The 26,078-nt window shown below is 30.9% G+C and carries 28 protein-coding genes; 12 read left to right on the top strand and 16 right to left on the bottom strand.

All coding sequences use genetic code 11. The features are described from left to right. Nucleotides 1–48: 48 nt before the first annotated feature. Together IU405_RS06815 and gltX are read right to left on the bottom strand one after the other, a co-directional pair. Nucleotides 49–585 (bottom strand): hypothetical protein, encoded by a 537-nt coding sequence (locus IU405_RS06815; RefSeq protein WP_197437860.1) that lies wholly within the window; start codon nt 583–585, stop codon nt 49–51. Between the two features lie 3 nt (nt 586–588). After that, the gene (gltX, locus tag IU405_RS06810; protein WP_197437859.1) at nt 589–2,109 is read right to left on the bottom strand and encodes a glutamate--tRNA ligase; all 1,521 of its coding nucleotides are present in this window, start codon (nt 2,107–2,109) and stop codon (nt 589–591) included. Between the two features lie 128 nt (nt 2,110–2,237). On the opposite strand from gltX, the gene IU405_RS06805 reads away from it, so the two are divergent. The 4 genes from IU405_RS06805 to IU405_RS06790 are packed head-to-tail and all read left to right on the top strand — an operon-like array spanning nt 2,238 to nt 8,803. After that, on the top strand, nt 2,238–5,561 hold the full coding sequence (locus tag IU405_RS06805) for a DUF4175 family protein (RefSeq protein ID WP_197437858.1): 3,324 nt from the start codon (nt 2,238–2,240) through the stop codon (nt 5,559–5,561). 2 nt (nt 5,562–5,563) lie between these two features. Then, complete coding sequence (ybeY, locus tag IU405_RS06800; protein WP_197437857.1) at nt 5,564–5,977, top strand: rRNA maturation RNase YbeY; 414 nt, start codon at nt 5,564–5,566, stop codon at nt 5,975–5,977. A 44-nt stretch (nt 5,978–6,021) separates the two neighbouring features. Beyond that, nucleotides 6,022–7,899, top strand: coding sequence for a tRNA uridine-5-carboxymethylaminomethyl(34) synthesis enzyme MnmG (gene mnmG / locus IU405_RS06795; RefSeq protein WP_197437856.1), 1,878 nt, complete (start codon nt 6,022–6,024; stop codon nt 7,897–7,899). A gap of 46 nt (nt 7,900–7,945) precedes the next feature. Then, nucleotides 7,946–8,803, top strand: a complete 858-nt coding sequence (locus IU405_RS06790; RefSeq protein WP_197437855.1) for a class I SAM-dependent methyltransferase — start codon at nt 7,946–7,948, stop codon at nt 8,801–8,803. 142 nt (nt 8,804–8,945) lie between these two features. Here the strand turns inward: IU405_RS06790 and IU405_RS06785 are convergent, their stop codons facing one another. Genes IU405_RS06785 through panB form a run of 6 tightly spaced genes read right to left on the bottom strand, consistent with a single transcriptional unit; the run spans nt 8,946 to nt 12,250 of the window. Next, on the bottom strand, nt 8,946–9,344 hold the full coding sequence (locus tag IU405_RS06785) for a DoxX family membrane protein (protein ID WP_197437854.1): 399 nt from the start codon (nt 9,342–9,344) through the stop codon (nt 8,946–8,948). A 16-nt stretch (nt 9,345–9,360) separates the two neighbouring features. After that, entirely contained in the window at nt 9,361–9,747 is a 387-nt protein-coding gene (locus tag IU405_RS06780; RefSeq protein ID WP_197437853.1) for a VOC family protein, read from the bottom strand. A 3-nt stretch (nt 9,748–9,750) separates the two neighbouring features. Further along, nucleotides 9,751–10,206, bottom strand: a complete 456-nt coding sequence (locus IU405_RS06775) for a DUF1801 domain-containing protein (protein WP_197437852.1) — start codon at nt 10,204–10,206, stop codon at nt 9,751–9,753. A gap of 13 nt (nt 10,207–10,219) precedes the next feature. Beyond that, nucleotides 10,220–11,164, bottom strand: a complete 945-nt coding sequence (locus IU405_RS06770; RefSeq protein ID WP_197437851.1) for a 2-hydroxyacid dehydrogenase — start codon at nt 11,162–11,164, stop codon at nt 10,220–10,222. A gap of 36 nt (nt 11,165–11,200) precedes the next feature. Next, nucleotides 11,201–11,392: a hypothetical protein gene (locus IU405_RS06765; RefSeq protein WP_197437850.1), complete on the bottom strand. Its 192-nt coding sequence runs from the start codon at nt 11,390–11,392 to the stop codon at nt 11,201–11,203. Between the two features lie 39 nt (nt 11,393–11,431). Next, entirely contained in the window at nt 11,432–12,250 is an 819-nt protein-coding gene (gene panB, locus IU405_RS06760; protein ID WP_197437849.1) for a 3-methyl-2-oxobutanoate hydroxymethyltransferase, read from the bottom strand. A 136-nt stretch (nt 12,251–12,386) separates the two neighbouring features. Here panB and IU405_RS06755 point away from each other — a divergent pair, with 136 nt between their 5' ends. From IU405_RS06755 to IU405_RS06740, 4 genes are read left to right on the top strand one after another with little or no spacing between them, the layout of a single operon-like run. Next, nucleotides 12,387–12,860 (top strand): nuclear transport factor 2 family protein, encoded by a 474-nt coding sequence (locus IU405_RS06755; protein ID WP_197437848.1) that lies wholly within the window; start codon nt 12,387–12,389, stop codon nt 12,858–12,860. A 33-nt stretch (nt 12,861–12,893) separates the two neighbouring features. Beyond that, a complete protein-coding gene (locus IU405_RS06750) occupies nt 12,894–13,460 on the top strand; it encodes a sigma-70 family RNA polymerase sigma factor (protein ID WP_197437847.1) in 567 nt (188 codons plus the stop codon). Nucleotides 13,461–13,463: 3 nt separating this feature from the next. After that, nucleotides 13,464–13,736, top strand: coding sequence for a hypothetical protein (locus IU405_RS06745; RefSeq protein ID WP_197437846.1), 273 nt, complete (start codon nt 13,464–13,466; stop codon nt 13,734–13,736). A 16-nt stretch (nt 13,737–13,752) separates the two neighbouring features. Next, the gene (locus IU405_RS06740; protein ID WP_197437845.1) at nt 13,753–14,394 is read left to right on the top strand and encodes an O-methyltransferase; all 642 of its coding nucleotides are present in this window, start codon (nt 13,753–13,755) and stop codon (nt 14,392–14,394) included. Nucleotides 14,395–14,404: 10 nt separating this feature from the next. Here IU405_RS06740 and IU405_RS06735 read toward each other — a convergent pair whose 3' ends face one another. Then, a complete protein-coding gene (locus tag IU405_RS06735; protein WP_197437844.1) occupies nt 14,405–14,686 on the bottom strand; it encodes a twin-arginine translocase TatA/TatE family subunit in 282 nt (93 codons plus the stop codon). A gap of 254 nt (nt 14,687–14,940) precedes the next feature. On the opposite strand from IU405_RS06735, the gene IU405_RS06730 reads away from it, so the two are divergent. Both IU405_RS06730 and IU405_RS06725 read left to right on the top strand, forming a co-directional pair. After that, complete coding sequence (locus IU405_RS06730) at nt 14,941–15,432, top strand: hypothetical protein (protein ID WP_197437843.1); 492 nt, start codon at nt 14,941–14,943, stop codon at nt 15,430–15,432. 97 nt (nt 15,433–15,529) lie between these two features. Continuing rightward, the gene (locus tag IU405_RS06725; RefSeq protein ID WP_197437842.1) at nt 15,530–15,751 is read left to right on the top strand and encodes a PLDc N-terminal domain-containing protein; all 222 of its coding nucleotides are present in this window, start codon (nt 15,530–15,532) and stop codon (nt 15,749–15,751) included. Nucleotide 15,752: 1 nt separating this feature from the next. Here IU405_RS06725 and mutS read toward each other — a convergent pair whose 3' ends face one another. Further along, nucleotides 15,753–18,326: a DNA mismatch repair protein MutS gene (mutS, locus tag IU405_RS06720; RefSeq protein WP_197438019.1), complete on the bottom strand. Its 2,574-nt coding sequence runs from the start codon at nt 18,324–18,326 to the stop codon at nt 15,753–15,755. Nucleotides 18,327–18,465: 139 nt separating this feature from the next. Here mutS and IU405_RS06715 point away from each other — a divergent pair, with 139 nt between their 5' ends. Next, nucleotides 18,466–18,996, top strand: coding sequence for an RNA methyltransferase (locus IU405_RS06715; RefSeq protein ID WP_197437841.1), 531 nt, complete (start codon nt 18,466–18,468; stop codon nt 18,994–18,996). Here IU405_RS06715 and mgtE read toward each other — a convergent pair. The 4 genes from mgtE to IU405_RS06695 all read right to left on the bottom strand — a co-directional run bounded on the left by mgtE (nt 18,985) and on the right by IU405_RS06695 (nt 23,362). Further along, a complete protein-coding gene (gene mgtE, locus IU405_RS06710; RefSeq protein ID WP_197437840.1) occupies nt 18,985–20,334 on the bottom strand; it encodes a magnesium transporter in 1,350 nt (449 codons plus the stop codon). The two genes, IU405_RS06715 and mgtE, sit on opposite strands and share 12 nt — an antisense overlap. Continuing rightward, nucleotides 20,324–21,127: a 16S rRNA (adenine(1518)-N(6)/adenine(1519)-N(6))-dimethyltransferase RsmA gene (gene rsmA / locus IU405_RS06705; RefSeq protein WP_197437839.1), complete on the bottom strand. Its 804-nt coding sequence runs from the start codon at nt 21,125–21,127 to the stop codon at nt 20,324–20,326. Before rsmA ends, mgtE begins: the two co-directional genes overlap by 11 nt. Nucleotides 21,128–21,130: 3 nt before the next feature. Continuing rightward, nucleotides 21,131–21,457 (bottom strand): DUF4286 family protein, encoded by a 327-nt coding sequence (locus IU405_RS06700; protein WP_197437838.1) that lies wholly within the window; start codon nt 21,455–21,457, stop codon nt 21,131–21,133. Between the two features lie 96 nt (nt 21,458–21,553). Continuing rightward, nucleotides 21,554–23,362: a tetratricopeptide repeat protein gene (locus IU405_RS06695; protein WP_197437837.1), complete on the bottom strand. Its 1,809-nt coding sequence runs from the start codon at nt 23,360–23,362 to the stop codon at nt 21,554–21,556. A gap of 121 nt (nt 23,363–23,483) precedes the next feature. On the opposite strand from IU405_RS06695, the gene IU405_RS06690 reads away from it, so the two are divergent. Continuing rightward, nucleotides 23,484–23,627 (top strand): hypothetical protein, encoded by a 144-nt coding sequence (locus tag IU405_RS06690; RefSeq protein WP_197437836.1) that lies wholly within the window; start codon nt 23,484–23,486, stop codon nt 23,625–23,627. A 123-nt stretch (nt 23,628–23,750) separates the two neighbouring features. Here the strand turns inward: IU405_RS06690 and serS are convergent, their stop codons facing one another. Together serS and IU405_RS06680 are read right to left on the bottom strand one after the other, a co-directional pair. Next, nucleotides 23,751–25,022, bottom strand: a complete 1,272-nt coding sequence (gene serS, locus IU405_RS06685) for a serine--tRNA ligase (protein WP_197437835.1) — start codon at nt 25,020–25,022, stop codon at nt 23,751–23,753. Between the two features lie 57 nt (nt 25,023–25,079). Next, on the bottom strand, nt 25,080–26,012 hold the full coding sequence (locus IU405_RS06680) for a bifunctional riboflavin kinase/FAD synthetase (RefSeq protein ID WP_197437834.1): 933 nt from the start codon (nt 26,010–26,012) through the stop codon (nt 25,080–25,082). Nucleotides 26,013–26,078 lie beyond the last annotated feature (66 nt).

Genomic DNA, 26,078 nt, shown 5'->3' with positions numbered 1-26,078 from the left:
CCTGATAGTATTTTATCAGGATTTCAATGATGTTTTTGAAAAATGAAGTTATTTTTCTTCTGAAAAAGTTTTGTTCAAGCTTTTATTGAATTTCAGCCATTTTTCATATTGTTTTTCTGTGAGAATTTTTTTGATTTCTTCATCCAATTTTTGATCTTCCGTTTTCATTGTTTCTGAAATTGGTTTTAAATCTTCTGCCAATTTTTTTTGAACTTCTACTTGATTGGAATAATCTCTATTTTTAATCACAGCTCTTTGAAAATTTTCAACCATTTCTTTTGAACTGTTCAGTGTAAATGAATTGATTCTTCTGATTTGTTTGATTTTATTATTGTAATCTGTCAGTATTTTTGAGAACGATTTTCCTTCTTCAGAATCTAGTTTTATACTTGATTTTTTGGCAGCTTTTTCAATATCATAAATCACAATTCCCAAATATTGATCTACATCAAAATTTGGCTCAGGAGCTTTTTCAGGAGTTTGCATCATTTGTCTTTGACGTTGATTTTGCAATCCTCCATTCATAAATTGTGCATTTACACTGCAAAAAGTCATGATTGATAGTAAGAAAATGATTTTTTTCATAAGTTAAAAATTTTTAATTGCGGATTCAATTCTTTGTATAGTTTCTTGTTTTCCAATGATTTCCATGATGTCAAATAAATGAGGTCCTTTCATTTCGCCTACCAAACTCAAACGCAAAGGTTGCATCACTTTTCCAAAACCAATGTCGTTTTTAGTAATCCAATCTTTGATAATTGATTCTGTATTTTGTGATGAAAAGTCATCTATTTTTCTAATTTCAATCAATAATTGTTCCATCAAATTATTGGTGTCTTCTTTCCAATTTTTTGCAACTGCTTTTTCATCAAAAGTTGTAGGTGCTTCAAAAAAGAAGTTTGATAATTCCCAAAAATCAGCTACAAAAACAGCTCGTTCTTTAATCAGTGAAATTACTTTTTCAATGGTTTCTTTTTCAGCAATAATTCCTTTTTCTTTCAAAATTAGAGCATATAAATTTGCCAATTCAGCAACAGTTTTTTGTTGCATGTATTGCTGATTGAACCATTTTGTTTTATCAGGATTGAATTTTGCGCCAGATTTGCTAACTCTCTTTAAATCAAATGCTTGAATTAATTCATCCAAAGAAAAAATTTCTTGTTCAGTTCCAGGATTCCAACCTAATAATGCCAACATATTGATAAATCCGTCTTCAAAATAACCATCTTCTTTATAACCTCTAGAAATATCTCCTGTTCCTTCATTTTTATATGCCAATGGAAAAACCGGAAATCCTAATTGATCTCCATCACGTTTACTTAATTTTCCTTTTCCAACAGGTTTTAAAATCAAAGGTAAATGTGCAAATTTTGGAGCTTTCCAATCAAAAGCTTTGTATAAAAGTTCGTGCAAAGCCATGGAAGGAAGCCATTCTTCACCACGAATGACGTGTGTAATTTCCATCAAATGGTCATCTACAATATTTGCCAAATGATAGGTTGGCATTCCATCAGATTTGAACAACACTTTGTCATCTAAAGTATTGGTATCAATACTGATTTTTCCTCTGATTTCATCTTCCATTTCTAAGATTTCGTCTTGAGGAGATTTGAAACGAATCACAAAATCATCACCATTTTGAATTCTTTTTTGAACTTCTTTTTCAGTCAAAACCAATGAATTTATTAATTTTCCTTTGCTTCTATTGTGCCAATTATAAATAAATGTTTTCCCATTTTCTTCATGTTCTTTTCTCAATAAATCCAATGATTCAGCAGTATCAAAAGCATAATAAGCCCATCCTTTTTCAAGGAGAATTTCAGCATATTTTTTATAGATTTCTTTTCGTTCAGATTGTCTGTAAGGACCAAATTTTTCATTTTTTCCTGGACCTTCATCAAATGGAATATTGCACCAATTCAACGAATCAATAATGTATTTTTCAGCATTTGCAACATAGCGTGTTTGGTCTGTATCTTCAATTCTAAGAATAAAAGTGCCGTTATTTTTTTTCGCAAAAAGATAGTTATATAAAGCTGTTCTTACGCCTCCAATATGAAGAGGTCCAGTTGGACTTGGCGCAAAACGAACACGAACTGTTGAATTCATTTGAATGTTTTTTGTGCTGCAAAGATACTTTTTTTTAATTCCGAGTTAAAACCAAAACCTTCCAAAATCGGTTTTAACAAATATTTGATTGTGTTTTAGTTCAAATACTGTATTTTTATGAGTTGATTATGAATGAATTTACCAAAATAACCCAAAAATTACAGCAATTTTCTCTAAAATTCTATACCAATGAATTGATTAGAGGAAGTATTTTATTCCTTTCATTTGGGATTTTATACTTGTTTTTTACGCTTTTTATCGAGTATTTTTTGTGGTTAAAACCTGTATCAAGAACCATTTTATTTTGGCTTTTTGTTTTGGTAGAACTTTTTTTATTGACCAAATTTATTCTATTTCCAATTTTTAAAATCATTGGTTTAAAAAAGGGAATTTCCTTTGAAGAATCTTCTAAAATTATTGGAAATCATTTTCCTGAGGTGGAAGATAAATTGCTGAATATTTTACAGTTGCATAAACAATCACATCAATCCGATTTATTATTGGCAAGTATTGATCAAAAATCAGCTGCTTTGCAACCCATTCCTTTTGTAAAAGCGATTGATTTTTCAAAAAATAAAAAATATTTGAAATATGCTTTGATTCCGGTTTTTATTTGGTTTTTGAGCTTTATTTCCGGCACAAATGGCGCATTGACTAAAAGTTTGGAACGCGTTGTAAATTATAAAACTGCCTATTCACCTCCAGCACCTTTTGCGTTTTTGTTGGTTTCGAAAAATCTACAAGTTGTACAAGGAAATGATGTAACAGTGGCTTTTAAAGTGGTTGGTTCTTTCCTTCCTGATGAGGTAAAAATTGTTTTCAATGAACAACAATATTTTATGCAAGAAACAGGAAATGCCACTTTTTCTTATACTTTTTCGGATGTAAAAGAAGCTATTGATTTTCAGATTTCAGCCAATGGAATTGAATCAGAAGTGTATCAAATTCAGGTAATTCAGTCTCCGATTATAAACAATGTTTTTTTAGAGCTTTTATATCCATCCTATATTGGTAAAAAGAATGAAATCGTTCAAAATTCAGGAAATAATATTGTCCCTGAAGGCACAACTATTGTTTGGAAAGTAAACACTTCAAATACTGATAAATTGGCTTTTATTGAAAATCAACAAAGAATCATTTTCAATAAAATTGCTTCCTGTAATTTTCAGTTTTCTAAGAAAGTTTTACAACCGTTCAACTATCAAATTTCATCTTCCAATAAAAATTTGACTGATTTTGAAAACTTACAATTTTCTGTAAATGTCATTTCTGATGAATTTCCCTCAATTTCTGTTGTTTCTAATATTGATAGTATTTCTAGAGGAAATGCTCAATTTGCAGGACAAATTTCGGATGATTATGGTTTGAAAAAATTACAATTGGTGTATTATGATGAGTCAAATCCAAACGCCAAAAAAACTATTGACATTCCAATAGCTTCTGAGATTATTCAAACTTTTTTTTATCAATTTCCGAATGGAATTTCTTTGGCTGAAGGTGTGAATTATGAAATCTATTTTCAGATTTTTGATAATGATGGTGTAAATGGTTCAAAAAAATCAACCTCAAAAGTGTTTCAATATCGACAAAAATCCTCTGAAGAAATTGAAGAAGAATTGTTGAAAGAACAAAAAAATACAATTCAAAATTTAGAAAATACTGTCCAAATTCAAAAAAAGGAACAAAAGCAAATCGAAACTTTACAGCAAGATTTGCAACAAAAAAAGAACACGAATTGGAATGATCAGAAAAAAATAGAAAATTTCATCAAACGTCAAGAGCAATACAAGGAAATGATGGAACGCCAAACGGATAAATTGCAAGAAAATTTAGATGAAAAAAAGGAACAAAATCAATCATTGCAAGACAAAAAAGAAACTTTAAAAGAACGCATTCAAGAATTAAAAAATACTGAAAAACAACAAAAATTGTTGGACGAAATTCAAAAAATGGCTGAAAAATTGAACAAAGAAGATTTGGTTCAAAAAGCAAAAGAATTAGCGCAACAAAATAAACAGCAACAACGAAGTCTGGAAAAAACATTAGAATTGGTAAAACGCTTTTATGTGGAACAAAAAACGATGCAAATTGCATCAAAAGTAGATGAATTAGCAAAAAAACAAGAGGCAGTTTCTAAAGATTCTACGAATGCAAATACAAAGCAAAAAGAGATTAAAAATGAATTTCAAGACATTGAAAAAGAATTGGAAGAGGTGAAGAAAGACAATGAGAAATTAAAAGATCCTATGGAATTGCCTGATGTTGAAGAGGAATCTGAAAATATCAGTAAAGAATTGCAGAATACTGAACAAAATCTAGAAAAAAAGGAAACGTCAAAGGCAAAAAAAAATCAGCAGAAAAGTGCTCAAAAAATGAAAGAAATGAGTGCAAAAATGCAAAAATCGATGATGGAAATGCAAGGAGAATCTATGGAACAAAATATGGATGACTTGCGAAAAATTTTAGAAAACTTAGTCCTTTTTTCACAAGAACAAGAAAAGTTGATGAATAAGTTCAATCAGATTTCTACTTCTCATCCTGATTTTGGAAAGGATTTAAAAAAGCAAAATGAAATAAAAACCTATTTTGAACATATTGATGATAGTTTGTATGTGCTTTCTATGAAAGTGCCAACCATATCTACGAAAATTCAAAATGAATTGTCAACAGCTCATTATAATTTAGATCAATCGTTAGATAATTTTTCTGAAAATCGTTTCTCTCAAGGAATTTCTAATCAACGATATGTGATGACTGCCACTAATAATTTATCAGATTATTTAAGCAATGTTTTGAATAACATGAAACAAAATATGTCCATGCAAATGAAGCAAGGAAAAAATGGTCAATCCTCAGAATTTAGTTTACCAGATTTGATAAAAAAGCAAGAAGGGTTATCAAAAAAAATGGAAGAAGGAATGAAAAAAGGAGAAGAAAAAGGAAAGGGAAATGAATCCGGAAAAAAAGAAGGAGATCAAAAAAATGGACAAAAAAAAGGTCAAGGAGAAGGAAATCAGAATGATGATTTGAATGGAGAATTGTATGAAATATTTAAACAACAAAGTGAATTAAGACAACAAATACAAGAAGCTATAAAAGACAATGAATCAGATAAGCCTGGAGGAGGTAACGCAAAAAAGGCTTTAAAAACTATGGAAGAATTGGAAAATGAAATTTTAGAAAAAGGTTTTAATGCGGATGTTTTACAAAAAATGCAGCAATTAAATTATGAATTATTAAAGTTGGAGAAAGCTACTTTGAATCAAGGAAAAGACAATTCAAGAAAGTCGAATACAAATCAAATGATCAATGAACGAAATAATTTGAAAGCGTTAGAATTTAAAAAGCAGTTTTACAATCAGATAGAAATATTAAATCGACAATCATTACCTTTGCAGCAAATTTATAAAATTAAGGTCAGAGAGTATTTTTCTGAAGAAAAAAAACAATAAGAATGACAACCTTTAATTACGAAACCGATTTTGAACTTTCTGATGAAGTAGCCTTAGAAACTTGGGTTGAGATGATTATTTCAAACAAAGGTTTTGAGCCTGGTGAAATCAATTTTATTTTTTGTGATGATGAATATTTACACAAATTGAATGTAGAGTTTTTACAACACGATACTTTAACAGACGTCATAAGTTTTGATAATTCTTTAGGAAAATTAATTTCAGGAGATATTTTCATATCTGTAGAAAGAGTTAAAGACAATGCCATTGATTTTAAAGTTCCTTTTGAAGAAGAATTGCATAGAGTAATGATTCATGGAATTTTACATTTTTTGGGTTTTAAAGATAAAACTCCTGATGATGAAAAAATAATGAGATTTGAAGAAAATCATGCTTTATCGCTATTAAATAATTGATATACAATTAATTACAATAAAAGTTTCACGTGAAACATTAAAAAATGAGTTTATTTACAACAACATATGACGTAATTGTAGTGGGTGGTGGTCATGCAGGAAGTGAGGCTGCTGCTGCATCTGCAAATATGGGCGCAAAAACATTGTTAATCACAATGAATTTGCAAAATATAGCTCAAATGAGTTGTAATCCTGCAATGGGAGGAATTGCCAAAGGACAAATTGTTAGAGAAATTGACGCTCTTGGAGGTTATAGCGGAATTGTAACAGACAAAACTGCGATTCAGTTCAAAATGCTAAACAAATCCAAAGGTCCTGCAATGTGGAGTCCAAGAGCGCAATCTGATAGAATGCAATTTGCAGAATGTTGGAGAATGATGCTAGAACAAACACAGAACTTAGATTTTTTTCAAGATTCTGTAAATGGATTATTGTTTGAAGAAGATAAAATTGTTGGAGTAAAAACGGCACTTGGAATCGAAATTAAAGCGAAAGCAGTTGTGATTACTGCAGGAACTTTTTTGAATGGTTTGATTCATATTGGAGAGAAAACATTTGGTGGTGGTAGAGCAGGAGAGAGTTCTTCAACAGGAATTACAGAAGATTTGGTAAAAAAAGGTTTTGAAGCAGGAAGAATGAAGACAGGAACACCTCCAAGAGTTGATGGTCGTTCTTTAGATTATTCAAAAATGGAAGAGCAACCAGGAGATGAATTTCCTGTGAAATTTTCATACTTGCCAACTACAAAACCACTAACTGAACAACGTTCATGTTATTTAACTTATACGAACCAAAAAGTACACGATTTGTTACGTGAAGGTTTTGATCGTTCGCCAATGTTCAATGGACGAATTCAATCTACAGGTCCAAGATATTGTCCTTCTGTTGAAGATAAAATCAATCGTTTTGCAACCAAAGAAAGACATCAAATTTTTGTAGAGCCTGAAGGTTGGAATACAGTTGAGATTTATGTAAATGGTTTTTCAACATCACTTCCAGAAGACATTCAGGACAAAGCAATCAGAGCTATTGAAGGTTTTGAAAATGTAAAGTTTTTTAGATATGGATATGCTATTGAATACGATTATTTTCCGCCAACACAATTAACACATTCTTTAGAAACTAAGTTGATTAAAAACTTGTTTTTTGCAGGTCAAATAAATGGAACAACAGGTTATGAAGAAGCAGCTGCTCAGGGTTTGATGGCTGGTGTAAATGCAGCTTTAAAAATCCAAGGAAAGGAACCGTTTATTTTAAAAAGAAACGAAGCGTATATTGGTGTTTTGATTGATGATTTAATTACAAAAGGTACGGAAGAGCCTTATAGAATGTTTACATCAAGAGCTGAATATCGTACGTTGTTGCGCCAAGACAATGCCGATTTACGTTTAACTCCAAGAGGTTTTGAAATTGGATTGGCATCCATAGAACGAATGGAAAGAGTTTTAGAAAAGCAACGTAAAACGGATTTATTGATTGCTTTTTTAGAAAATGCAAGCGTAAAACCAGAAGAGATAAATCCAATTCTTGAGTCAAAAGAATTGGCGTTGGTTTCTCAATCTTTAAAGTTGTTCAAAATCGCTACTAGACCACAATTATCTTTTGATGATTTGAAAGATATAGCTACATTAAAAGAGTTTGTTAATGCGAATGCAATTGATGAAGAAATTATTGAACAAGCTGAAATTCACTTAAAATATTCTGGATATATTGACAAGGAAAAAAACAATGCAGACAAATTAAATAGATTAGAAAATGTATTAATTCCGTCAAGTTTTGATTATCATAAACTAAATAGTCTGTCAATTGAAGCAAGACAAAAACTAACTAAAATCAAACCAACTTCTATTTCACAAGCAAGCAGAATTAGCGGGGTTTCTCCAAGCGATATTTCTGTATTGTTAGTGTATATGGGAAGATAATTGATGCAATTTTTTAAAATGTTCCACGAGGAACATTTCCATAAAAATGAAAAAACAACCTGATTTTTACGCCAATTTAGAGTCATTTTTGCAATGCAAAGATTACACAGTTTCTGAGCAATTATTTGATGTAAAAAGAAATCACACCTATGATATGTTGGTTACTTTTCCTGTTCCTAAAAATTTAGAGGATTATTATAAAAGTGAAAAATACATTTCTCATACAGATAGTAAAAAAGGTTTTTTTGATAAAATTTATCAGTTTGTAAAAAACTATACGTTGCAAAAAAAGGTTGATTTAATCAATTCTTTTGGATTTGAAAACAAATCAATTTTAGATGTTGGAGCAGGAACAGGTGATTTTTTAAAAGTGTGTTTGCAAAATAATTGGACAGTTTTTGGAACAGAGCCTAATCAAAAAGCAAGAGAAATTGCAAAACAAAAACAACTGTTTTTGAAAAATGATTTGCAAGAATTTTCAAATAAAAAATTTGACGTCATTACACTTTGGCATGTGTTAGAACACGTTGAAAACGTATCAGAATTTATTTCTCAATTAAAAAATCTACTTTCCGAAAACGGGAAATTGATTGTAGCGGTTCCAAATTTTAAAAGTGATGATGCAAAACATTACAAAGAATTTTGGGCAGCTTATGATGTGCCAAGACATTTGTGGCATTTCTCTCAAAAGTCTATTCATTTGTTGTTTGAAAATGAAAATATGTCAGTGCAAAAAATACTCCCCATGAAGTTTGATTCTTTTTATGTTTCTATGTTGAGTGAGAAATACAAAACAGGTAAATTGAATTTTTTGATTGGCTTTTGGAGAGGTTTTGTTTCAAATTGGAAAGCTCGCAAAACTTCAGAGTACTCTTCTTTGATTTACATCATAAAAAAGGACTAAAATCGTTTTTAAAAGCTGATATCGGACGAAAATTTAAAAAACAGGCAAACGCTAAGGCGCTTTTAAAAAACCCCTTAAAACGCTTTATTTTTGGTCGGATTTTATAGGGAATTCTTATAGAATAATTTTGTAAGAATAGTTTTTAGTTATGCAGTAAAAAAACACCAAAAACTGTTAAAATAAAATATACCGTCAAAGACATGGCGCCTGCATAATCTTTTGCCAATCGCTGACCAATTAATAAAAAAATCAATGTGATTGCACTCAGTTCAACTCCTAAAAGTGCGATTTCTTTTTCACCAGAAACATACAGTTGATAGATTCCAATACTCATTAAAATGGAAGCAATGATTTCTATCAATAAAATTATTCCTAATAAAAAAGGCACCTTGTTTTTGAGAGGTGAGTTTTTAAAATGTTCTTTTATAAAGGAAACATTTCCTTTCCAATCCAATAATTTGTCAATTCCAGATTGTAAAAAAGTGACAATCAAAAAAAGAAGGATTAAAATCTCTGTTGGATAATTGCTTAATAAATTCATAGTTGCTTATTTTTTATTAAAATAATTTTTCGTCAATTGGTTCCCAAAGTTCGATTTTATTTCCATCGTTGTCTAAAATCCAACCAAATTTTCCGTATTCAAACTCTTGAATTTCCCCTAAAATGGGAACTCCTTCTTTTTTCAATTCTTGAAGTAATTCTTCCAAATTTTCAACTCTATAATTGAACATAAAATCTTTATCAGAAGGTTCAAAATAATTCGTTTTATCAGAAAATGGCGACCATTGAGTTGTGCACAATTTTCCTGAATCGTCTTTCCATTTAAAAGTTGATCCCCATTCATCTGTGTTAAATCCTAAATGTTTTTGATACCATTCTTTGGTTGCCTTTGCATCAGTTGTTTTAAAGAACAATCCACCAATTCCAGTGACTCTTTTTTTCATATTTTATTTTTTTATAGATGATTCATAGGTTGAAATCCATTCTTCAACAGGTATTTTTTGAACCAATTTTTCTAAAATATCAAATGGAATATCCGTTTCTTTTTTAAATCGGATGCAACTTTTTCCGATATCTAATTTTCTAGAAAACTGTTTGGAATATTCAGTTACAAACCAATCATACAATTCCTTATTTGCATACAATCCCATGTGATATATATTTATGGAATTTTTTTGAGATGCAATACTCATAAATGGCAAAGGTTCTTTTGGATTGCAGTGATAGCCATTTGGATACATTTTGTGGGGAACAAAATAACCAATCATTCCATATTGCATACCTTCTTCAAAACCTTTTGGAAGATTTTTAGTAATTACATTCCTTAATTTTTCAATGATTACAGCTCTTTCTTCAGGAATTGCTGCTAAATATTCAGGGATTGTGGTTGCTTTAGAAATCATAAATAACTAAATATCAATAATTTAAAAATATATTTTTGATTTTATCTACAATGGTTTGTGCCAATTTTTCATGACTTTCTATGGTCCAACCTGCAACATGTGGCGTTAATAAAACATTTTCAGCTTCTATCAAATATTTAAAATCTTCTGGAAGAAAATCTTCTGAAAAAAAGTTTTCAAAGGATGATTTTTCATACTCTAAAACATCCAAACCAGCTCCTAAAATTTTACCTGATTGTAACGCATTTACCAAATCTTTCGTTACTACAGCAGAACCTCTAGCTGTGTTTAACAACCAAAAATGATGTTGAAATTGGTTGATAAAATCGGCATTGACCATATTTTTGGTCTGTGCAGTTTGAGGTGTGTGTAAAGACAAAATTGTTGCTTTTTCTTGCAATTCTTGTAAAGAAACTTGTCTGCAATTTTCATCCCCAACATTTTTTGTAATATCATAACATAGGACTTCAACATCAAAACCTTTCAGTTTTTTAGCGAATGATTTTCCCATATTTCCATAACCGATAATACCCACAGTTTTTCCATCCAATTCAATACCGCGATTTTCTTCTCGCAGCCAAATCCCTTTTTTTACCTCATTATTGGCCTTATTCAGTTTATTAAAAAGCGACAAAAGCATCCCTAATGTATGTTCTCCAACAGCATTTCTGTTTCCTTCAGGAGCTGCAATGAGATGAATGTTTTTAGACCTTGCAACTTCACAATCAATGTTTTCCAATCCAGCTCCAACTCTTCCAATAAATTTTAGATGGGTGGCTTTTTCTAAAAAATATTTATCAATCGAAAATCGACTTCTGATGATAATGCCATCATACAAATGAATTTTTGCTTCAATATCACTTTTTGAAGAGGTATAATCTTCCTCATTTTGAAATCCCACATCATTCAATTGATGGAGTAATAATGGGTGATTTGTATCTAAGTGAAGGATTTTCATGAAGAGATTATTAGATTTCAGGATTTTCTAAAAAATTCAATTTTCTTTTTGAACATCTTTACTATCAATTTTATATAAAATTAGTTTAGAAATAAGATAAAATAGTAATAATGAAAATTTTATTTTTGAATTATTAAAAATAGCTAATTCAGAAAAGATACTTCCGATAAATACTATTGTTAGTATTAAAAGCAAAATATCGGCAATTATTTTAAGTGCTTTTTTCATAATAAGTTCCTTCCCTCTAGGAAGGTTAGGATGGGATTATTAATACTGCTCATTTTCATTCGGAAAATCTTTGCTTTTTACATCTGAAACATATTGTTCAAAAGCTTTTGTCATGTCCGCAAACAAATCCAAATACCGACGCAAAAATCGAGGATGAAATTCATGTGTCATTCCAATCATATCATGAGTAACCAAAACCTGACCATCAACACCATTTCCTGCTCCAATTCCAATGACAGGAATGGTTAATGATTTCGCTACTTTCTCAGCTAATTTTGCAGGAACTTTTTCCAATACGATTGCAAAACAACCCAATCTTTCTAGCAATAAAGCGTCTTCCATCAATTTTTGAGCCTCTTCTTCTTCTTTGGCTCTTACTGTATATGTTCCAAATTTGTATATGGATTGTGGCGTTAAACCCAAATGTCCCATTACAGGAATTCCAGCGTTCAAAATTCGCTTGATGGATTCTTTGATTTCACTTCCTCCTTCTAATTTGATGGCATGTCCACCACTTTCTTTCATAATTCGAATCGCAGAACGCAAGGCTTCTTTTGGGTCAGATTGATAACTTCCAAAAGGCAAATCAACCACAACCAAACTTCGTTCAATAGCTCTTACTACACCACTTGCGTGATAAATCATTTGATCTAATGTAATTGGCAGCGTTGTTTCATGACCCGCCATTACATTTGATGCAGAATCACCCACTAAAAGCACGTCTAAACCAGCATTGTCTAAAATTTTTGCCATTGTATAATCATAAGCAGTAAGCATGCTTATTTTTTCACCATTTGCTTTCATTTCTACTAATGACTTTACAGTAATTCGTTTATACTGTTTTTTTGCTATTGACATATTTTTTATTTTTAGTATCGGTAAAAGTAAGAAATCTAATCAGATTTTTAACAAGTTAATATTTCGTTAATCTTAGAAGTCATTTTATCACAAATGCAAAAAAAGACTAGTTTTAATGCATCAAAATCAATCAATTATGCAAAAAATATTTTTAGTACTAGCGCTTTTTTTCTTGAATTTAGCTGCATCATCTCAAGAAAAAAATGAGGAAATAATTGTAAAGAATGTCATTGATACTTTTTTTGAAGGATTACATAAAGGAGATAGTGCCATTGTTTCAAAAACATTGCACAAAAATGTAAAAATTCAAACAACAAATACCTCTAAAGAAGGTACAAAAATCTTGAAAGATGAAACCAGATTGCAACTTCTCGAGGCAATTTCATCAATACAACCAACACAAAAATTGTTTGAAAAACTCCTTTCTTATGACATCAAAATTGATGGAAATTTAGCCTCTGTTTGGACACCTTATGAGTTTTACTACAATGATAATTTTAGTCATTGTGGCGCAAATTCTTTTCAGCTTTTCAATAATAACGGAAATTGGGAAATTATTTTTTTGGTGGATATGAGAAGAAGAGATGACTGTTCTTATTTACAGAAATAAAAATATGCTATATTTGGGTTTTTAAATTCAAACATGTCAGAGCAACAACATTCTTTACACCCAGATCTTTGGATTGATAAGTATGCTGATTATTTATTCAATTATGCAATTGCCCGCGTAAATAATTATGATTTGGCAAAAGATTTGGTGCAAGAAACTTTTTTTGCCGGATTAAAATCTGCTAAAAATTTTGAAGGAAAAGCATCTGAAAAGACCTGGTTGGTTTCTATTTTGAAACGAAAAGTGATTGATCATTATCGAAAAATAAACTCGACAAAAGGCCAAGCTGAAGTGAGAATGAATTTTTATGAAGATGGTGAAAATGAAGGAAATTGGATTGAAGAACGCGTGCCACAAAACTGGAATAATGATACCGAAAAAGCCATAGAAAATGAGGAGTTAAAAAGCCAACTGGATGTTTGTTTAGAAAAATTGCCTGAAAAATATGGAATCGTATTTAGGATGAAAACCATCCAAGAGTTTGAAACTGAGGAAATTTGTAAGGAATTAGATATTACAGCGTCCAATTTATGGGTAATGATTCATAGAGCTAGAACACAACTCAGAAAATGTATGGAAGATAATTGGTTTAAAAAGTAAAAAATGGCACATAAATTTTTTATAAGTTGCGATGAAGCAACTACCATTTGCGATAAAAGTCAGTATAAAGAAGCAAGTTTTTTCGAAATAATTCAATTGAAACTTCATTTTATATTTTGTAAAGTTTGCGCTATATACTCCAAGCAAAATAATTTTTTGACAAAACTTTATAGATCAAAAGCATCTGACTGCAAAAAACACTCTTTCTGTATTTCAACAGAAGAAAAGCAAGCCTTAAAAGAATCTTTGGAAAAAGCGAAAAAAGAACTTTTGTAGCGTAAAGCATTTTTTTATGAATTTTTTACCTGAAAACATTGACCATTATGTTGTGGAACATTCCCAACAAGAACCTGAAATTTTAGCTGCTCTTAGCAAAGAAACTTGGCAAAAAGTATTGAATCCAAGAATGTTGAGTGGTGCATTTCAAGGACGATTATTGTCGATGATTTCTAAGTTGATTCAGCCAAAAATGATTTTAGAAATAGGTACTTTTACTGGGTATTCAACACTTTGTTTTGCAGAAGGTTTATCAAAAAATGGAAAAATAATTACCATTGACAAAAATGAAGAGTTAGAAACCTTACAAAACAAGTATTTTTCTAAATCAGGATATAGAAATCAAATTATACAAAAAGTAGGAAATGCCTTGGAAATTATTCCAACAATTGATGAAAAATTTGATTTGGTTTTTATTGATGCGGATAAAGTTAACTATGAAAATTACTTTCACTTAGTGATTGAAAAAATGAATTCAGGTGGAATTATTTTATCCGATAATGTGCTTTGGAGTGGGAAAATTGTGGAAGAATTAGACCCAAAAGATGAAGATACAAAAGCGCTGTTGAGCTATAATAAACTATTAAATTCTGATGAGAGATTGGAAACTGTGTTGCTTCCAATCAGAGATGGATTGACAATTAGTAGGGTAAAATAATTGCTGAAAATTACATATTTCTTTTTATTGGACCCGTAATTTCTTCAATAGTATCTTTTACTTCTGTTACATTTTCATTGATGCTTTTAGGAACATCAATATTTACTGTGTTATTCTTAGCACTTTCGTTGATTTCATTTTTAATATCATTAGTTGCATCTTTAATTTGACGCATTCCTTTTCCTAATCCACGAGCAATTTCAGGAATTTTATCTGCACCAAAAAACATCACAACAATAATCATAATGAAAAAAATTTCTTGACCGCTAATAAATAAAAAAGTTGTATTCATTGAATTGTAACTAAGAAATGTCTTTAAAAAACCCTAAATTTTCATTGCAAAGATAATAGTATTTGTTGGGTAATTTTAATTGTGAAACAGATTTTTTGAAATTTGTATAATTTAAAGTATAATGTTAAAGTATTGATAATCATAACATTATATATGTTTTATAAAAATTCTAACTTTTTTTTAACCAATTGATTTTTAAGTGTTTAAAATTTAATATTTTTTTGTATATTTACAACATAATAAACCCCTACATTATGAAACCCCTAAAAATCATTGCTTTTATAGCAATACCTCTAATTGGCATTCTTTCATTTAGTAAATCTGAAAAGCCAACACCCACATTAAATATCGATAATATCAACGCTTTAGAAATTCTTTCTAATCAAGGTGTATCTTGTAGACCAAACTCTGATTTTCTGTTTTATGTAGAATCTTCATTGGTTAAGAAATCAAGAGGATTTAATACTGTAAATGCTCGTGTTTATATGATGGACAGAGAAACAGGACAATACAATTTATTAGCTTCTGAGAATGTTGCTGTGCCATTTCATAAAGATATGATTGCGTTGGATTATGAGATTCCAACTAGAGATTGTGAGTTTACAACTCTTGAAAATGGCGATAAAATTGTTGGAAACTCAAACTCAGGTGACTATTGTTTTAGTGAACTTATCAAGAATGAAACAGTTTACAATAGCTATATAAATTCAACAAACAAATTGTTAAATTTAGACAGATCTTTATAAAGTATTTTTAGTTTTTGAATTAGGGAGAAGTCAATGAGAAGAAATTCTTGTTGACTTTTTTGGTAGTATTTATTATATTTGTAAAAACAAAATTCCTATGATACCTTCATTATTTATTTCCCCCTTTCAAATTATTACTTTTTTAGCATTGTTACTTATAACTGTTGTTAGCGCATTAGTGCTTGCATCAAAAAACGAAACACGATTTCATTTTTTAATTTGGGCTGGAGTTATTTTATTTTTCCCTTTTATTGGTGCTATTTCTTATTTGATAAAACACTTTACAAGTAAAAAAATAGCAGAAAGAGGAGTAAGCTAATTTACTTTTTTACCAACATTCGTTTGATTTCATTCAATTTCATTAATGCTTCAATAGGAGTTAACGTATCAATATTTGTGGCTAATATTTCTTCGCGAATATTTTCTAACAGAGGATCATCCAACTGAAAGAAACTCAATTGCATTTCTTGGTGTTGAGACTGTTTTAATACTTCTTTGACATTCGCATTTCTGTTATTTTTTTCTAATTGTGCCAATATTTTATTCGCTCTATGAATTACCATACTTGGCATTCCTGCCAGTTTTGCTACATGAATTCCAAAACTGTGATTGCTTCCTCCTGAAACCAATTTTCTGATGAAAATAATGGTGTCTTTCAACTCTTTTACAGAAACATTAAAGTTTTTAATTCGCTCAAAAGTGGCTGTCATTTCATTCAATTCGTGATAATGTGTTGCAAACAGCGTTTTTGCTTTTGAAGGATGTTCGTGTAAAAATTCGGCAATCGCCCAAGCAATCGAAATTCCATCATAAGTTGACGTTCCACGTCCAATTTCATCCAACAACACCAAACTTCGTTCAGAAATATTATTCAAAATGGCAGCAGTTTCATTCATTTCTACCATAAAAGTAGATTCGCCCATAGAAATATTGTCACTGGCACCAACTCTCGTAAAAATCTTATCAACAATGCCAATTTTTGCATGTTGTGCAGGAACGTAACTTCCCATTTGTGCCAATAAAACAATCAAAGCAGTTTGCCTTAAAATAGCAGATTTACCAGACATATTTGGTCCAGTAATCATGATGATTTGTTGTTGATTTCTATTCAAAACCACATCATTGGCAATGTATTGTTGATCAACAGGCAACTGTTTTTCAATTACTGGATGACGTCCGTTTTTGATTTCTAAATCTGTACTTTCATCCATAATTGGACACACATAATTGTTGTCAATTGCCAATTTTGCAAATGATAATAAGCAATCCAATTGTGCAATGGTTTGTGCATTTTCTTGAATTGGCGAAATAAATTGAATGATATATTGAATTAAATCTGAAAAAATTTGTTGTTCTAAAGCCTGAATTTTTTCTTCAGCACCTAAAATTTTGGTTTCATATTCTTTCAATTCTTCTGTGATATAACGCTCTGCATTCACCAATGTTTGTTTGCGAATCCAGGTTTCAGGAACCTTGTCTTTGTGGGTATTTCGTACTTCAATAAAATATCCAAAGACATTATTAAAAGAAATTTTTAAACTCGAAATTCCCGTTTTTTGGGTTTCGCGAGTTTGCATATCATCCAAATATTGTTTTCCTGAGGTTGAAATTGCGCGCAAATCATCCAATTCTTGATGAACGCCTTTTCCAATGGCATTTCCTTTTATGATATTTACAGGCGCATTTTCAAACAAAATTTCACTGATTTTTTCAATCAAATTTGTGCAAGTATGCAACTGTTTTCCCAAGTTTTGAACAGTACTATTATTGCTTTTTTCGGAGGCTTCTTTGATGGGTAAAATCGCTTTCAATGAGTTTTTCAAATCAATCACTTCTTTTGGCGAAACTTTGGAAGTTGCTACTTTTGAAATCAATCGTTCCAAATCAGAAATTTGTTTGATTTGATAATTCACAATTTCAAAATAGCGTTCAGAATTGATAAAAAATTTCACCAATTCATGACGATTTTTGATGTCATCAATTTTTTTCAAGGGCAAAGCCAACCAACGTTTCAAAAGCCTTCCTCCCATGGGAGAAATTGTTTTGTCAATCACGTCCAAAAGCGTTACAGCATTCACAGCATTTGGGTTGTACAATTCTAAATTTCGAATGGTAAAACGATCCATCCAAACATAATTATCTTCTGCAATTCTGCTGATGGTTTGAATATGTTTTAAATTATTATGCTGTGTTTCAGACAGATAATATAAAACAGCTCCTGCTGCAATAATTCCATGATGCAATTCCTGAATTCCAAAACCTTTCAAACTTTTTACTTCAAAATGCTGTTGCAATGTTTCTAAAGCATAAGTTTCTTGAAAAACCCAATCATCCAAATAAAAACTGTGATATCTATTTTCAAATTGTTCTAAAAAGAGTTGTTTGAACTGTTTTTGCACCAAAACTTCACTTGGAGAAAAATTTTGCAGCAATTTATCAATCATGGAAACGGTTCCTTGTGCCACTAAAAATTCGCCTGTTGAAACATCTAAAAAAGAAATTCCCAATTGATTTTTTTGATAGTGAATAGCTGCTAAAAAGTTGTTTGTTTTTGATTGTAAAACCTCATCATTTAACGAAACACCAGGAGTTACCAATTCTGTAACACCGCGTTTTACAATCGTTTTTGTCATCTTTGGATCTTCCAATTGATCACAAATTGCTACACGCATTCCTGCTTTTACCAATTTCGGTAAATACGTATGCAAAGAATGATGAGGAAAACCGGCCAAAGCAGTTTCTGTTTCACTTCCTGCACCACGTTTTGTGAGAATAATTCCTAAAACTTGTGCCGCTTTTTTAGCATCTTCCCCAAAAGTTTCATAAAAATCTCCCACTCTAAACAACAACATGGCATCAGGATATTTTTTCTTGATGGCATTGTATTGCTTCATTAATGGAGTTTCCTTTTTACTCTCGGATTTTGACAAGTTTTCGGTTTTTTGCGTTAGTTTTGCGAAGATAGAAAAAGAAAGTTCAATATTTAAAATTCAAAGTCCAAAGTCGAAAAAAATTCAAAGGATAAAAGAGATTATGAGAAAATTAAAAAACACAGAGTTAGAAAGACTGACTATTGATGAATTTAAAGTAGTTAAAAAAACACCTTTGATTGTGGTTTTGGATAACATTAGAAGTTTGAATAATATTGGCTCCGTTTTTAGAACAAGTGATGCTTTTTTGATTGAAAAAATCTATTTATGTGGCATTACTGCAACGCCTCCAAATAGAGAAATTCACAAAACTGCTTTGGGCGCAACAGATTCTGTAGATTGGGAATTTGTTGAAAATACGATTGATGTAGTCAAAAGATTGAAAGAGGAACGTGTGAAAGTTTTAGCGATTGAACAAGCTGAAAACAGCACAAAATTGGATACTTTTTTCCCTGAAAAAGATCAAAAATATGCCGTTATTTTTGGAAATGAAGTAAAAGGCGTTCAGCAAAAAGTGGTGAATTCTTGTGATTTGTGTATTGAAATTCCACAATTAGGAACCAAACATTCTTTAAACATTTCAGTAAGTGCAGGAATCGTTTTGTGGGATATTTTTGTAAAACTAAATTCCTAAAATCAGTTTTGCAATCAGAAAATAGATTAAAATTCCGAAAATATCATTCGAAGTTGTGATAAAAGGACCTGTCGCAATTGCAGGATCAATGCCTCTTTTATCTAAAAATAAGGGAACAAAAGTCCCAATCAAACCAGCCATGATAATCACCACAACCAATGAAACTGCAATGGCCAATGCTGTGTCAATTTTTCCTTCATAGATCCAAACAAAAGCGAACAAGAAAATGGCTAAAATAGCACCATTCAACGTCGCTAAAAGCATTTCTTTCAGCAAACGACTATTGATACTTCCTTTCACTTCATCATTTGCTAAACCTTGCACAATAATTGCAGAAGATTGTACACCCACATTTCCAGCCATTGCCGCAATTAAAGGTGTAAAGAAAAACAATGCAGCATATTTTGAAAAAACTTCTTGAAATCCTTCCATGATTAAAAAAGCGCCAACACCACCAATCAATCCTAAAAAAAGCCATGGCAAACGCGCTTTTGTAAGTACAAAAATGGTATCATCAGAATCAACATCTTGCGTTAAACCAGCTGCCAATTGATAATCTCTGTCTGCTTCTTCTTTCAAAACATCCACAATATCATCAATCGTAATTCTTCCTAATAAAACATTGTTGTCATCCACTACAGGAATGGCTTCCAAATCGTATTTTGACATGATTTTTGCCACTTCTTCATCATCTTCATTTACATTCACAGCATCTACTGCAGAAATATAAATATCCGCAATTTTTTGATCGTTTTTAGCTACAATCAAATCTTTTAAAGAAAGTCTACCAACCAATCTTTCTTTTTTGTCAACAACATAAATGGAGTGAACTCTACTTACTTCTTTTGCTTGACCACGAATTCTGCGCAAACAACCTGCAACTGTCCAAGTTTCATACACTTTTACCAATTCTTTTGCCATCAAAGCGCCTGCAGTATTGTCTTTATAAGAAAGTAATTCTTTGATATCTGCTGCGTGTTCAATGTCTTCAAGTGCGTTGATTACGTTTTTTTGACGTTCTTCAGATAGTTCTGCAATAATATCAGCAGCATCATCTGTGTCCATTTCACTAATTTCCTCAGCAATTTCTTTGGCTGATAAATTTTCAAGAATTCGAGTACGCGTGTCTTCATCCAATTCAGTCAAAATTTCGGATGTTTTTTCGCTATCCAATAATTTGATGATGTAAATGGCTTCTTCAAAATTTACTTCATCCAAAACCTCAGCAATATCTGCATAATGAACCTCTTCAAACAGCTTTTTGATGGCTGAATCTTTTTTGATTTCAATCAGTTTTGATAGATTTTCAAGAAATTCTGAAGTGATTTCAAATATCATGATTTGCTATTTTTTGGGTCAGAAAAATAAATTCTTGAACCGATAATTGTTCAGGACGCTTTGCAAAGATAGGGTCTTCTTTTATAGAATCCGAAAAATTCAAAGATTTTAAACTCGAACGCAGCATTTTTCTTCGTTGATTGAACGCTGTTTTTACAACCGTAAAAAATAATTTTTCATCAACAGGAAGTGTAAAATTTTCTTTTCTGATGAGACGAATTACTCCCGAATCTACTTTTGGTGGTGGATTGAAAACCGTTGGCGGCACTGTAAATAAATACTCAACATCAAAAAAAGCTTGAGTCAATACCGACAAAATTCCATAGATTTTACTTCCTTCTTTTTCAGCAATTCTCATGGCAACTTCTTTTTGAAACATGCCTGCAAATTCAGGAACAAATTCCCTGTTTTCAATGGCTTTAAAAACAATTTGACTCGAAATATTGTATGGAAAGTTTCCAATAATAGCTACTTGTTCCTTCTTAAAAATATCACTGATATTCTTCTTTAAAAAATCTCCTTCAATAATTTCAAACTTTTCTTTGGAAGTATTTATCTGAAAATTTTCTTTTGGAAAAGTGTCTTTCAAATAGGCTACTGACTCTCTATCAATTTCAAAAACAGTTATTTTTGATTTTTTTGTCAATAAATATTTTGTCAAAACACCCATTCCAGGACCAATTTCCAACACTTGATTGTATCCGTTTTCTGATAAAGAATCTGCTATTTTTTGAGCAATTGTTTCATCTGTTAAAAAATGCTGTCCTAAATGTTTTTTTGCTTTTACAGTCATTTTTTAATTGCTTGTATTCATTGGATAAAACTCTTTGATTAATTTCAATTCTGTTCTAAAAGCCAGCATTTTATTGCCAAATTTTTTGATGGCTTCCGCTCGCAATTTGTCTGCATCAAACTGATAATAATCGTCTAAATCTTTTCGTGAATTGGCTGAATATTGCACAGAATAAGTTCTTCCAGATTCATTTTCTGCTAACACTTCTGTGAGTTTTGCTGCAGTAAATTTTCCAGTATTCAATACATCTGCAATATGACTTTCCATCCAATTCAGCCATTCATCATGCAAACTTTCTTCAATATTGATGGTTACGTTGTATATGTACATATTTTTAATGAGTTAATGAATCAATGAATTAATGTAGCAATAAATAATTGGATTTAAAAAAAGCCTAATTGATACATTTTTTAATTGTTATATTGTTTAATTAATGATTTCGCCACGTAATTTTCTAAATTTATTTCTAGCATCCACCAAATAAATACTTGAAGGTTGCTCAAAGATAATCTTCTGATAATATTCTTTAGCTTTTTCCAGATTTTTTAGGTTGTTATTATACATTTCTGCCATGATATAATACACATCATCTGTCAAAATACCTTGGTTATCTGCAGCAATAATTTTGGACAAACTAACAATTGCATCTTCGTATTTTTCTAGTTTTATAAAAAGTTTCGCTTGAAAAAACAACACATCATCATAAATTACTTCGCCAGGAGTTAATCCGTTTACAAAAAGTTCTTTTGATGAAAATAAATTATTTATTTCACGCAAAGCTTCCTCATCTTTATTTTGATAGGCTAATAACTCTGCTTTGGCAAATTCTTTCAATCCTGAAGGAATGGAATCTACAGGTTCGTTGTCAATAATTTTTAAATATAATTCCACAGCATCATTCGCAATTAATTGTGATGTGGCGCTTTTTAGCACTTTCAATTGTGCTTTTGCCCAATCAAAATCACCTTTAAAATAACTCGTTTGCGCTACTTTAAATTGCGCTTCTTGACCCAATTCATGATTTTTTAATTGCGTTTGAATTTGAGAAAAATAAATCAACGCTTTGTTGAAATTTCCCGTAAAAACAAAAACATCACCCAATTTTAATTTGATGCGTGCTTCTTCAAATTTTGAATTTGAAAATGTCATTGCTTTTTCTAAAATAGCAATCGCGTTTTCTGGTTCATTTTTTTGAAACGTTAAAAAATCAGCATACGCAACTTGCAGATTTATGGTGGCAGCATTGATGCCAAATTCAGTAAATAGTTTTTCAAAAATGGTGAAGGTTTCTGGATTTTTTGTTGCGATGGCAATCTTGATGAGGTATAAATTTGCTTCAATTTTTTCTTCAGTTTGAGATGATTTTTCAATGATAAAAACAAAACAATTTTGAGCAGTTTCATAGTTTTTATCTTCAAAAGCGATTTGTCCCAATTCAAAAATCATGGAAATATCTGTTGGATTTCGATTGAACAATGCTTTTTCTTGAACCAATGCTTTTTCATATTCTTTTTGTTGGATAAATAGCCAACTCAATAGAATATTCCATTCGTTTTTTGGGTTTTTTACTGATTTTTGCAAAACTGTTTTTCGGAATAAAACATTTGCTTCATTTTCAGCATCATCTGTAATGTATTTGCTTACAGAACGTTGAACCAAATTCAAATAGCGTTCATTAGCATCAAGCAAATCAATATACGATTCAAACATTTTTTGATATGCTCCTTTTTCCCCATAAATCTGGGCAATTTGAAATCCAAAATTAGCATTCGGATTTACTTTCATAGCTTTTTCATAAGCTAAAATGGCATAATCTAGTAAATTGTAATCACTAAATGCACGAGCAATTGTAATGGTGTAAGGGCTATTTTTTTCTATGGATTGTAATGCTTTTTGATATTCTATTTCAGCCAAATTTTCTTTTTGAATTTTGCTGTAATTGTATCCTAAAAAAACATGTAAATAGGTTTGTGAAGCATCTTTTTGAAGACGTTGAATCAATAAATTTTCAACAGTTTCAAAGGATGACGTTTGCTGATAACAAGTGATTAATCTGTATAAATAAGAACTATTGAAAGGACTTTGTTCGTATAATTTTTTATAAATCAGCGTCGCTTTTTCATATTCACCTTCTCTAAAATAATTTTCTGCTAAGAAAAATTCATTCTCAGAAATTTCTTGACAAGCCAAAAAACTGGTAGATAAAAAAAGTAAAAGAGTGAAAAACTGCTTCATAATCCTCAAATATAGCAAGAATGATGTTAAAATTATGTGAAACGATTTAAATTTTGAAACACTTCTTGTAACGTTTTGGCACAGAAATTGTCTTAAGAGAAATAATTAACATTATTACATCATGAACCAACTATCAAACCAATATGAAATTGCTAGACAAAATGCGAACGATTTCATGAAAAACGGACAAATAAGTGCTTATGTAAATGCACTTTTAGAAATGAATAAATACAAAAGATTGATGAATGCAGTAATTGCGAATTAGTATTCAGTTTTCAGTCTCAGTGGTCAATTTCAGTTTTCAGAAAATATCTTTATAAAAAAAGTTTGAATTCTAAACATTGAATTTTAAACTCTGAATATTGAACCCTGAACTTTGAACTCCAAACTAAATCCTATCAAATCCACAATAAGGAATCAAAACTTCCGGAATTTGAATTCCTTCTGCGGTTTGATAATTTTCTAAAATTCCTGCTAAAACACGAGGCAAAGCCAATGAGCTTCCATTCAACGTGTGAACCAATTCATTTTTTCCTTCACCATTTTTGAAACGTAATTTCAATCTATTTGCTTGAAAAGTTTCAAAATTAGATACAGAACTGATTTCTAACCATCTGTTTTGCGCTGTTGAAAACAGTTCAAAATCGTACGTTAAAGAGGATGTAAAACCCATATCTCCTCCACACAAACGTAAAATTCTGTAAGGTAATTTCAATTCGTTTAAAATGTTTTTTATATGTTCCACCATTTGTTCCAAAACTTCATACGATTTTGAGGGATGTTCAATGCGCACAATTTCTACTTTGTCAAATTGATGCAATCTGTTCAATCCACGAACATGAGCACCATAACTTCCTGCTTCTCTTCTAAAACAAGGTGTGTAGCCTGTCATTGCAATTGGCAACTCAGTTTCTTGTAATAAATTTCCACGGAATAAATTGGTTATTGGCACTTCAGCAGTTGGAATTAAATACAAATTGTCCTCAGTTACAAAATACATTTGACCTTCTTTGTCAGGCAATTGACCCGTTCCAAAACCAGAAGCTTCGTTTACCAAATGTGGCACTTGCACTTCTTGATAACCTGCAGCTGTATTTTTATCCAAAAAATAACTGATTAAAGCACGTTGCAATTTGGCTCCTTTTCCTTTATACACAGGAAAACCTGCACCAGTGATTTTTGCGCCTAAATCAAAATCAATAATATCATATTTTTTTGCCAATTCCCAATGAGGAAGGGCATTTTCGCCTAAATTAGGAATGATACCGTCAGAAAAAATTTCTTCATTATCATCAGCTGATTTTCCAGCTTTTACAGATTCATGTGGAATGTTTGGAATCAAATATAAAAGGGATTCTAATTCTTCAGCATATAACGTAAGTTTGTCAGAAAGTTCTTTGGTTTGTTCTTTCAACAAAACGGTTTTTTGTTTTAAGATATTCGCTTTTTGAACTTCACCAGATTTGAAAAACTGACCAATTTCTCTTGAAATGGCATTTGCTTCAGCCAACGTATTGTCTAAAATCACTTGAGTAGCACGTCTATTTTCGTCAGCAGTAATTACTTGATTTATAATGTTTTCGGCATTTGCATAATTTCGTTTTGCCAATCCATCTAAAACCGTTTTTTTATTTTCTCTGATAAAGTTTACTTGTAACATTTTGGGTTGTTTTACTCCGCAAATATAGTGGAAGCCTTAGACTTAAGCAATGCAGAATTATAGATTGTTTTTTAGATACATTTTCGTGTTTTCTTCATCTTTTTTTAATTGATTTACCAACAAATCAACCGAGTCAAACTTTTGTTCATCTCGCAAAAAATAAAGCAATTCAACAGTGATTTTTTTGTCATACAAATCTTGATTAAAATCAAAAAAATGAACTTCAATCGTTTGGTAATTTCCATCAACAGTGGGTCTATTTCCGATGTTCATCATTCCAAAAACAACAGCATTTTCATTGACTGATTTTACGATATAAACACCTGTTTTTGGAATTAATTTATACGATTCTTCAATGTGAATATTTGCTGTAGGATATCCAATTTTTCCCCCCAATTTTTTTCCAGTAACAACGATTCCATTTAGCATGAAATGATATCCTAAATAACGATTGGCTGTTTTTAAATTTCCTGATTCTAAAGCACGTCTAATTTTTGTAGAGCTTACAGCAACTTCATCAATATCTTGCGCAGGAATTTCTTCCACTTCAAAACCGTAAACATGACTGTATTCAGTCAATTGCGTAATATTTCCTTCTCTATTTTTGCCAAAATGATGATCATAGCCAATAATTAATTTAGATATGTTTAGTTGATTTACTAAAATATCTTTGACAAACTCCAAGGCTGTCATCCTTGAAAATTCTACAGAAAATGGATGAATAATTAAATAATCCAATCCTGTTTTTTCAAGTAATTGTGCGCGTTCATCAATAGAATTGATAAGTTTTACAGAAGCATCTTTTTGCAAAACCATTCTTGGATGAGGAAAAAAAGTGAGGACTACTGATTTTTTTTCTGCTTTTTTTGCTTCAAAAACCAGCTTTTCAATAATTTTTTGATGCCCAAAATGCACACCATCAAAAGTGCCAATAGTCACGAATGTTTCTTCGTCAGAAATAAAATTTGAGGTATTATTTATAGTCTTCAAAAAGCAAAATTTCAAAGTGCAAATGTACAATTTCTATGCTTTAAATTCAGTGAAAAACACTTTTTT

The organism is Polaribacter sp. BAL334 (assembly GCF_015767435.1).
In the GTDB taxonomy this organism is placed as follows: domain Bacteria; phylum Bacteroidota; class Bacteroidia; order Flavobacteriales; family Flavobacteriaceae; genus Polaribacter.
This window is presented reverse-complemented; position numbering and strand designations above follow the sequence as displayed.

Bases quoted from the DNA above. Each gene is read 5' to 3' on its own strand.
- mgtE (WP_197437840.1), bottom strand. From the start codon at position 20,334: ATGATATTTGAAATCACTTCAGAATTTCTTGAAAATCTATCAAAACTG.
- IU405_RS06815 (WP_197437860.1), bottom strand. From the start codon at position 585: ATGAAAAAAATCATTTTCTTACTATCAATCATGACTTTTTGCAGTGTA.
- IU405_RS06805 (WP_197437858.1), top strand. From the start codon at position 2,238: ATGAATGAATTTACCAAAATAACCCAAAAATTACAGCAATTTTCTCTA.
- IU405_RS06735 (WP_197437844.1), bottom strand. From the start codon at position 14,686: ATGAATACAACTTTTTTATTTATTAGCGGTCAAGAAATTTTTTTCATT.
- IU405_RS06745 (WP_197437846.1), top strand. From the start codon at position 13,464: ATGGCACATAAATTTTTTATAAGTTGCGATGAAGCAACTACCATTTGC.
- IU405_RS06785 (WP_197437854.1), bottom strand. From the start codon at position 9,344: ATGAATTTATTAAGCAATTATCCAACAGAGATTTTAATCCTTCTTTTT.
- IU405_RS06790 (WP_197437855.1), top strand. From the start codon at position 7,946: ATGAAAAAACAACCTGATTTTTACGCCAATTTAGAGTCATTTTTGCAA.
- serS (WP_197437835.1), bottom strand. From the start codon at position 25,022: ATGTTACAAGTAAACTTTATCAGAGAAAATAAAAAAACGGTTTTAGAT.
- IU405_RS06780 (WP_197437853.1), bottom strand. From the start codon at position 9,747: ATGAAAAAAAGAGTCACTGGAATTGGTGGATTGTTCTTTAAAACAACT.
- gltX (WP_197437859.1), bottom strand. From the start codon at position 2,109: ATGAATTCAACAGTTCGTGTTCGTTTTGCGCCAAGTCCAACTGGACCT.
- IU405_RS06750 (WP_197437847.1), top strand. From the start codon at position 12,894: ATGTCAGAGCAACAACATTCTTTACACCCAGATCTTTGGATTGATAAG.
- rsmA (WP_197437839.1), bottom strand. From the start codon at position 21,127: ATGACTGTAAAAGCAAAAAAACATTTAGGACAGCATTTTTTAACAGAT.
- IU405_RS06765 (WP_197437850.1), bottom strand. From the start codon at position 11,392: ATGAAAAAAGCACTTAAAATAATTGCCGATATTTTGCTTTTAATACTA.
- ybeY (WP_197437857.1), top strand. From the start codon at position 5,564: ATGACAACCTTTAATTACGAAACCGATTTTGAACTTTCTGATGAAGTA.
- IU405_RS06695 (WP_197437837.1), bottom strand. From the start codon at position 23,362: ATGAAGCAGTTTTTCACTCTTTTACTTTTTTTATCTACCAGTTTTTTG.
- IU405_RS06690 (WP_197437836.1), top strand. From the start codon at position 23,484: ATGAACCAACTATCAAACCAATATGAAATTGCTAGACAAAATGCGAAC.
- IU405_RS06770 (WP_197437851.1), bottom strand. From the start codon at position 11,164: ATGAAAATCCTTCACTTAGATACAAATCACCCATTATTACTCCATCAA.
- IU405_RS06775 (WP_197437852.1), bottom strand. From the start codon at position 10,206: ATGATTTCTAAAGCAACCACAATCCCTGAATATTTAGCAGCAATTCCT.
- mnmG (WP_197437856.1), top strand. From the start codon at position 6,022: ATGAGTTTATTTACAACAACATATGACGTAATTGTAGTGGGTGGTGGT.
- IU405_RS06715 (WP_197437841.1), top strand. From the start codon at position 18,466: ATGAGAAAATTAAAAAACACAGAGTTAGAAAGACTGACTATTGATGAA.
- mutS (WP_197438019.1), bottom strand. From the start codon at position 18,326: ATGAAGCAATACAATGCCATCAAGAAAAAATATCCTGATGCCATGTTG.
- IU405_RS06730 (WP_197437843.1), top strand. From the start codon at position 14,941: ATGAAACCCCTAAAAATCATTGCTTTTATAGCAATACCTCTAATTGGC.
- IU405_RS06700 (WP_197437838.1), bottom strand. From the start codon at position 21,457: ATGTACATATACAACGTAACCATCAATATTGAAGAAAGTTTGCATGAT.
- IU405_RS06740 (WP_197437845.1), top strand. From the start codon at position 13,753: ATGAATTTTTTACCTGAAAACATTGACCATTATGTTGTGGAACATTCC.
- IU405_RS06725 (WP_197437842.1), top strand. From the start codon at position 15,530: ATGATACCTTCATTATTTATTTCCCCCTTTCAAATTATTACTTTTTTA.
- panB (WP_197437849.1), bottom strand. From the start codon at position 12,250: ATGTCAATAGCAAAAAAACAGTATAAACGAATTACTGTAAAGTCATTA.
- IU405_RS06755 (WP_197437848.1), top strand. From the start codon at position 12,387: ATGCAAAAAATATTTTTAGTACTAGCGCTTTTTTTCTTGAATTTAGCT.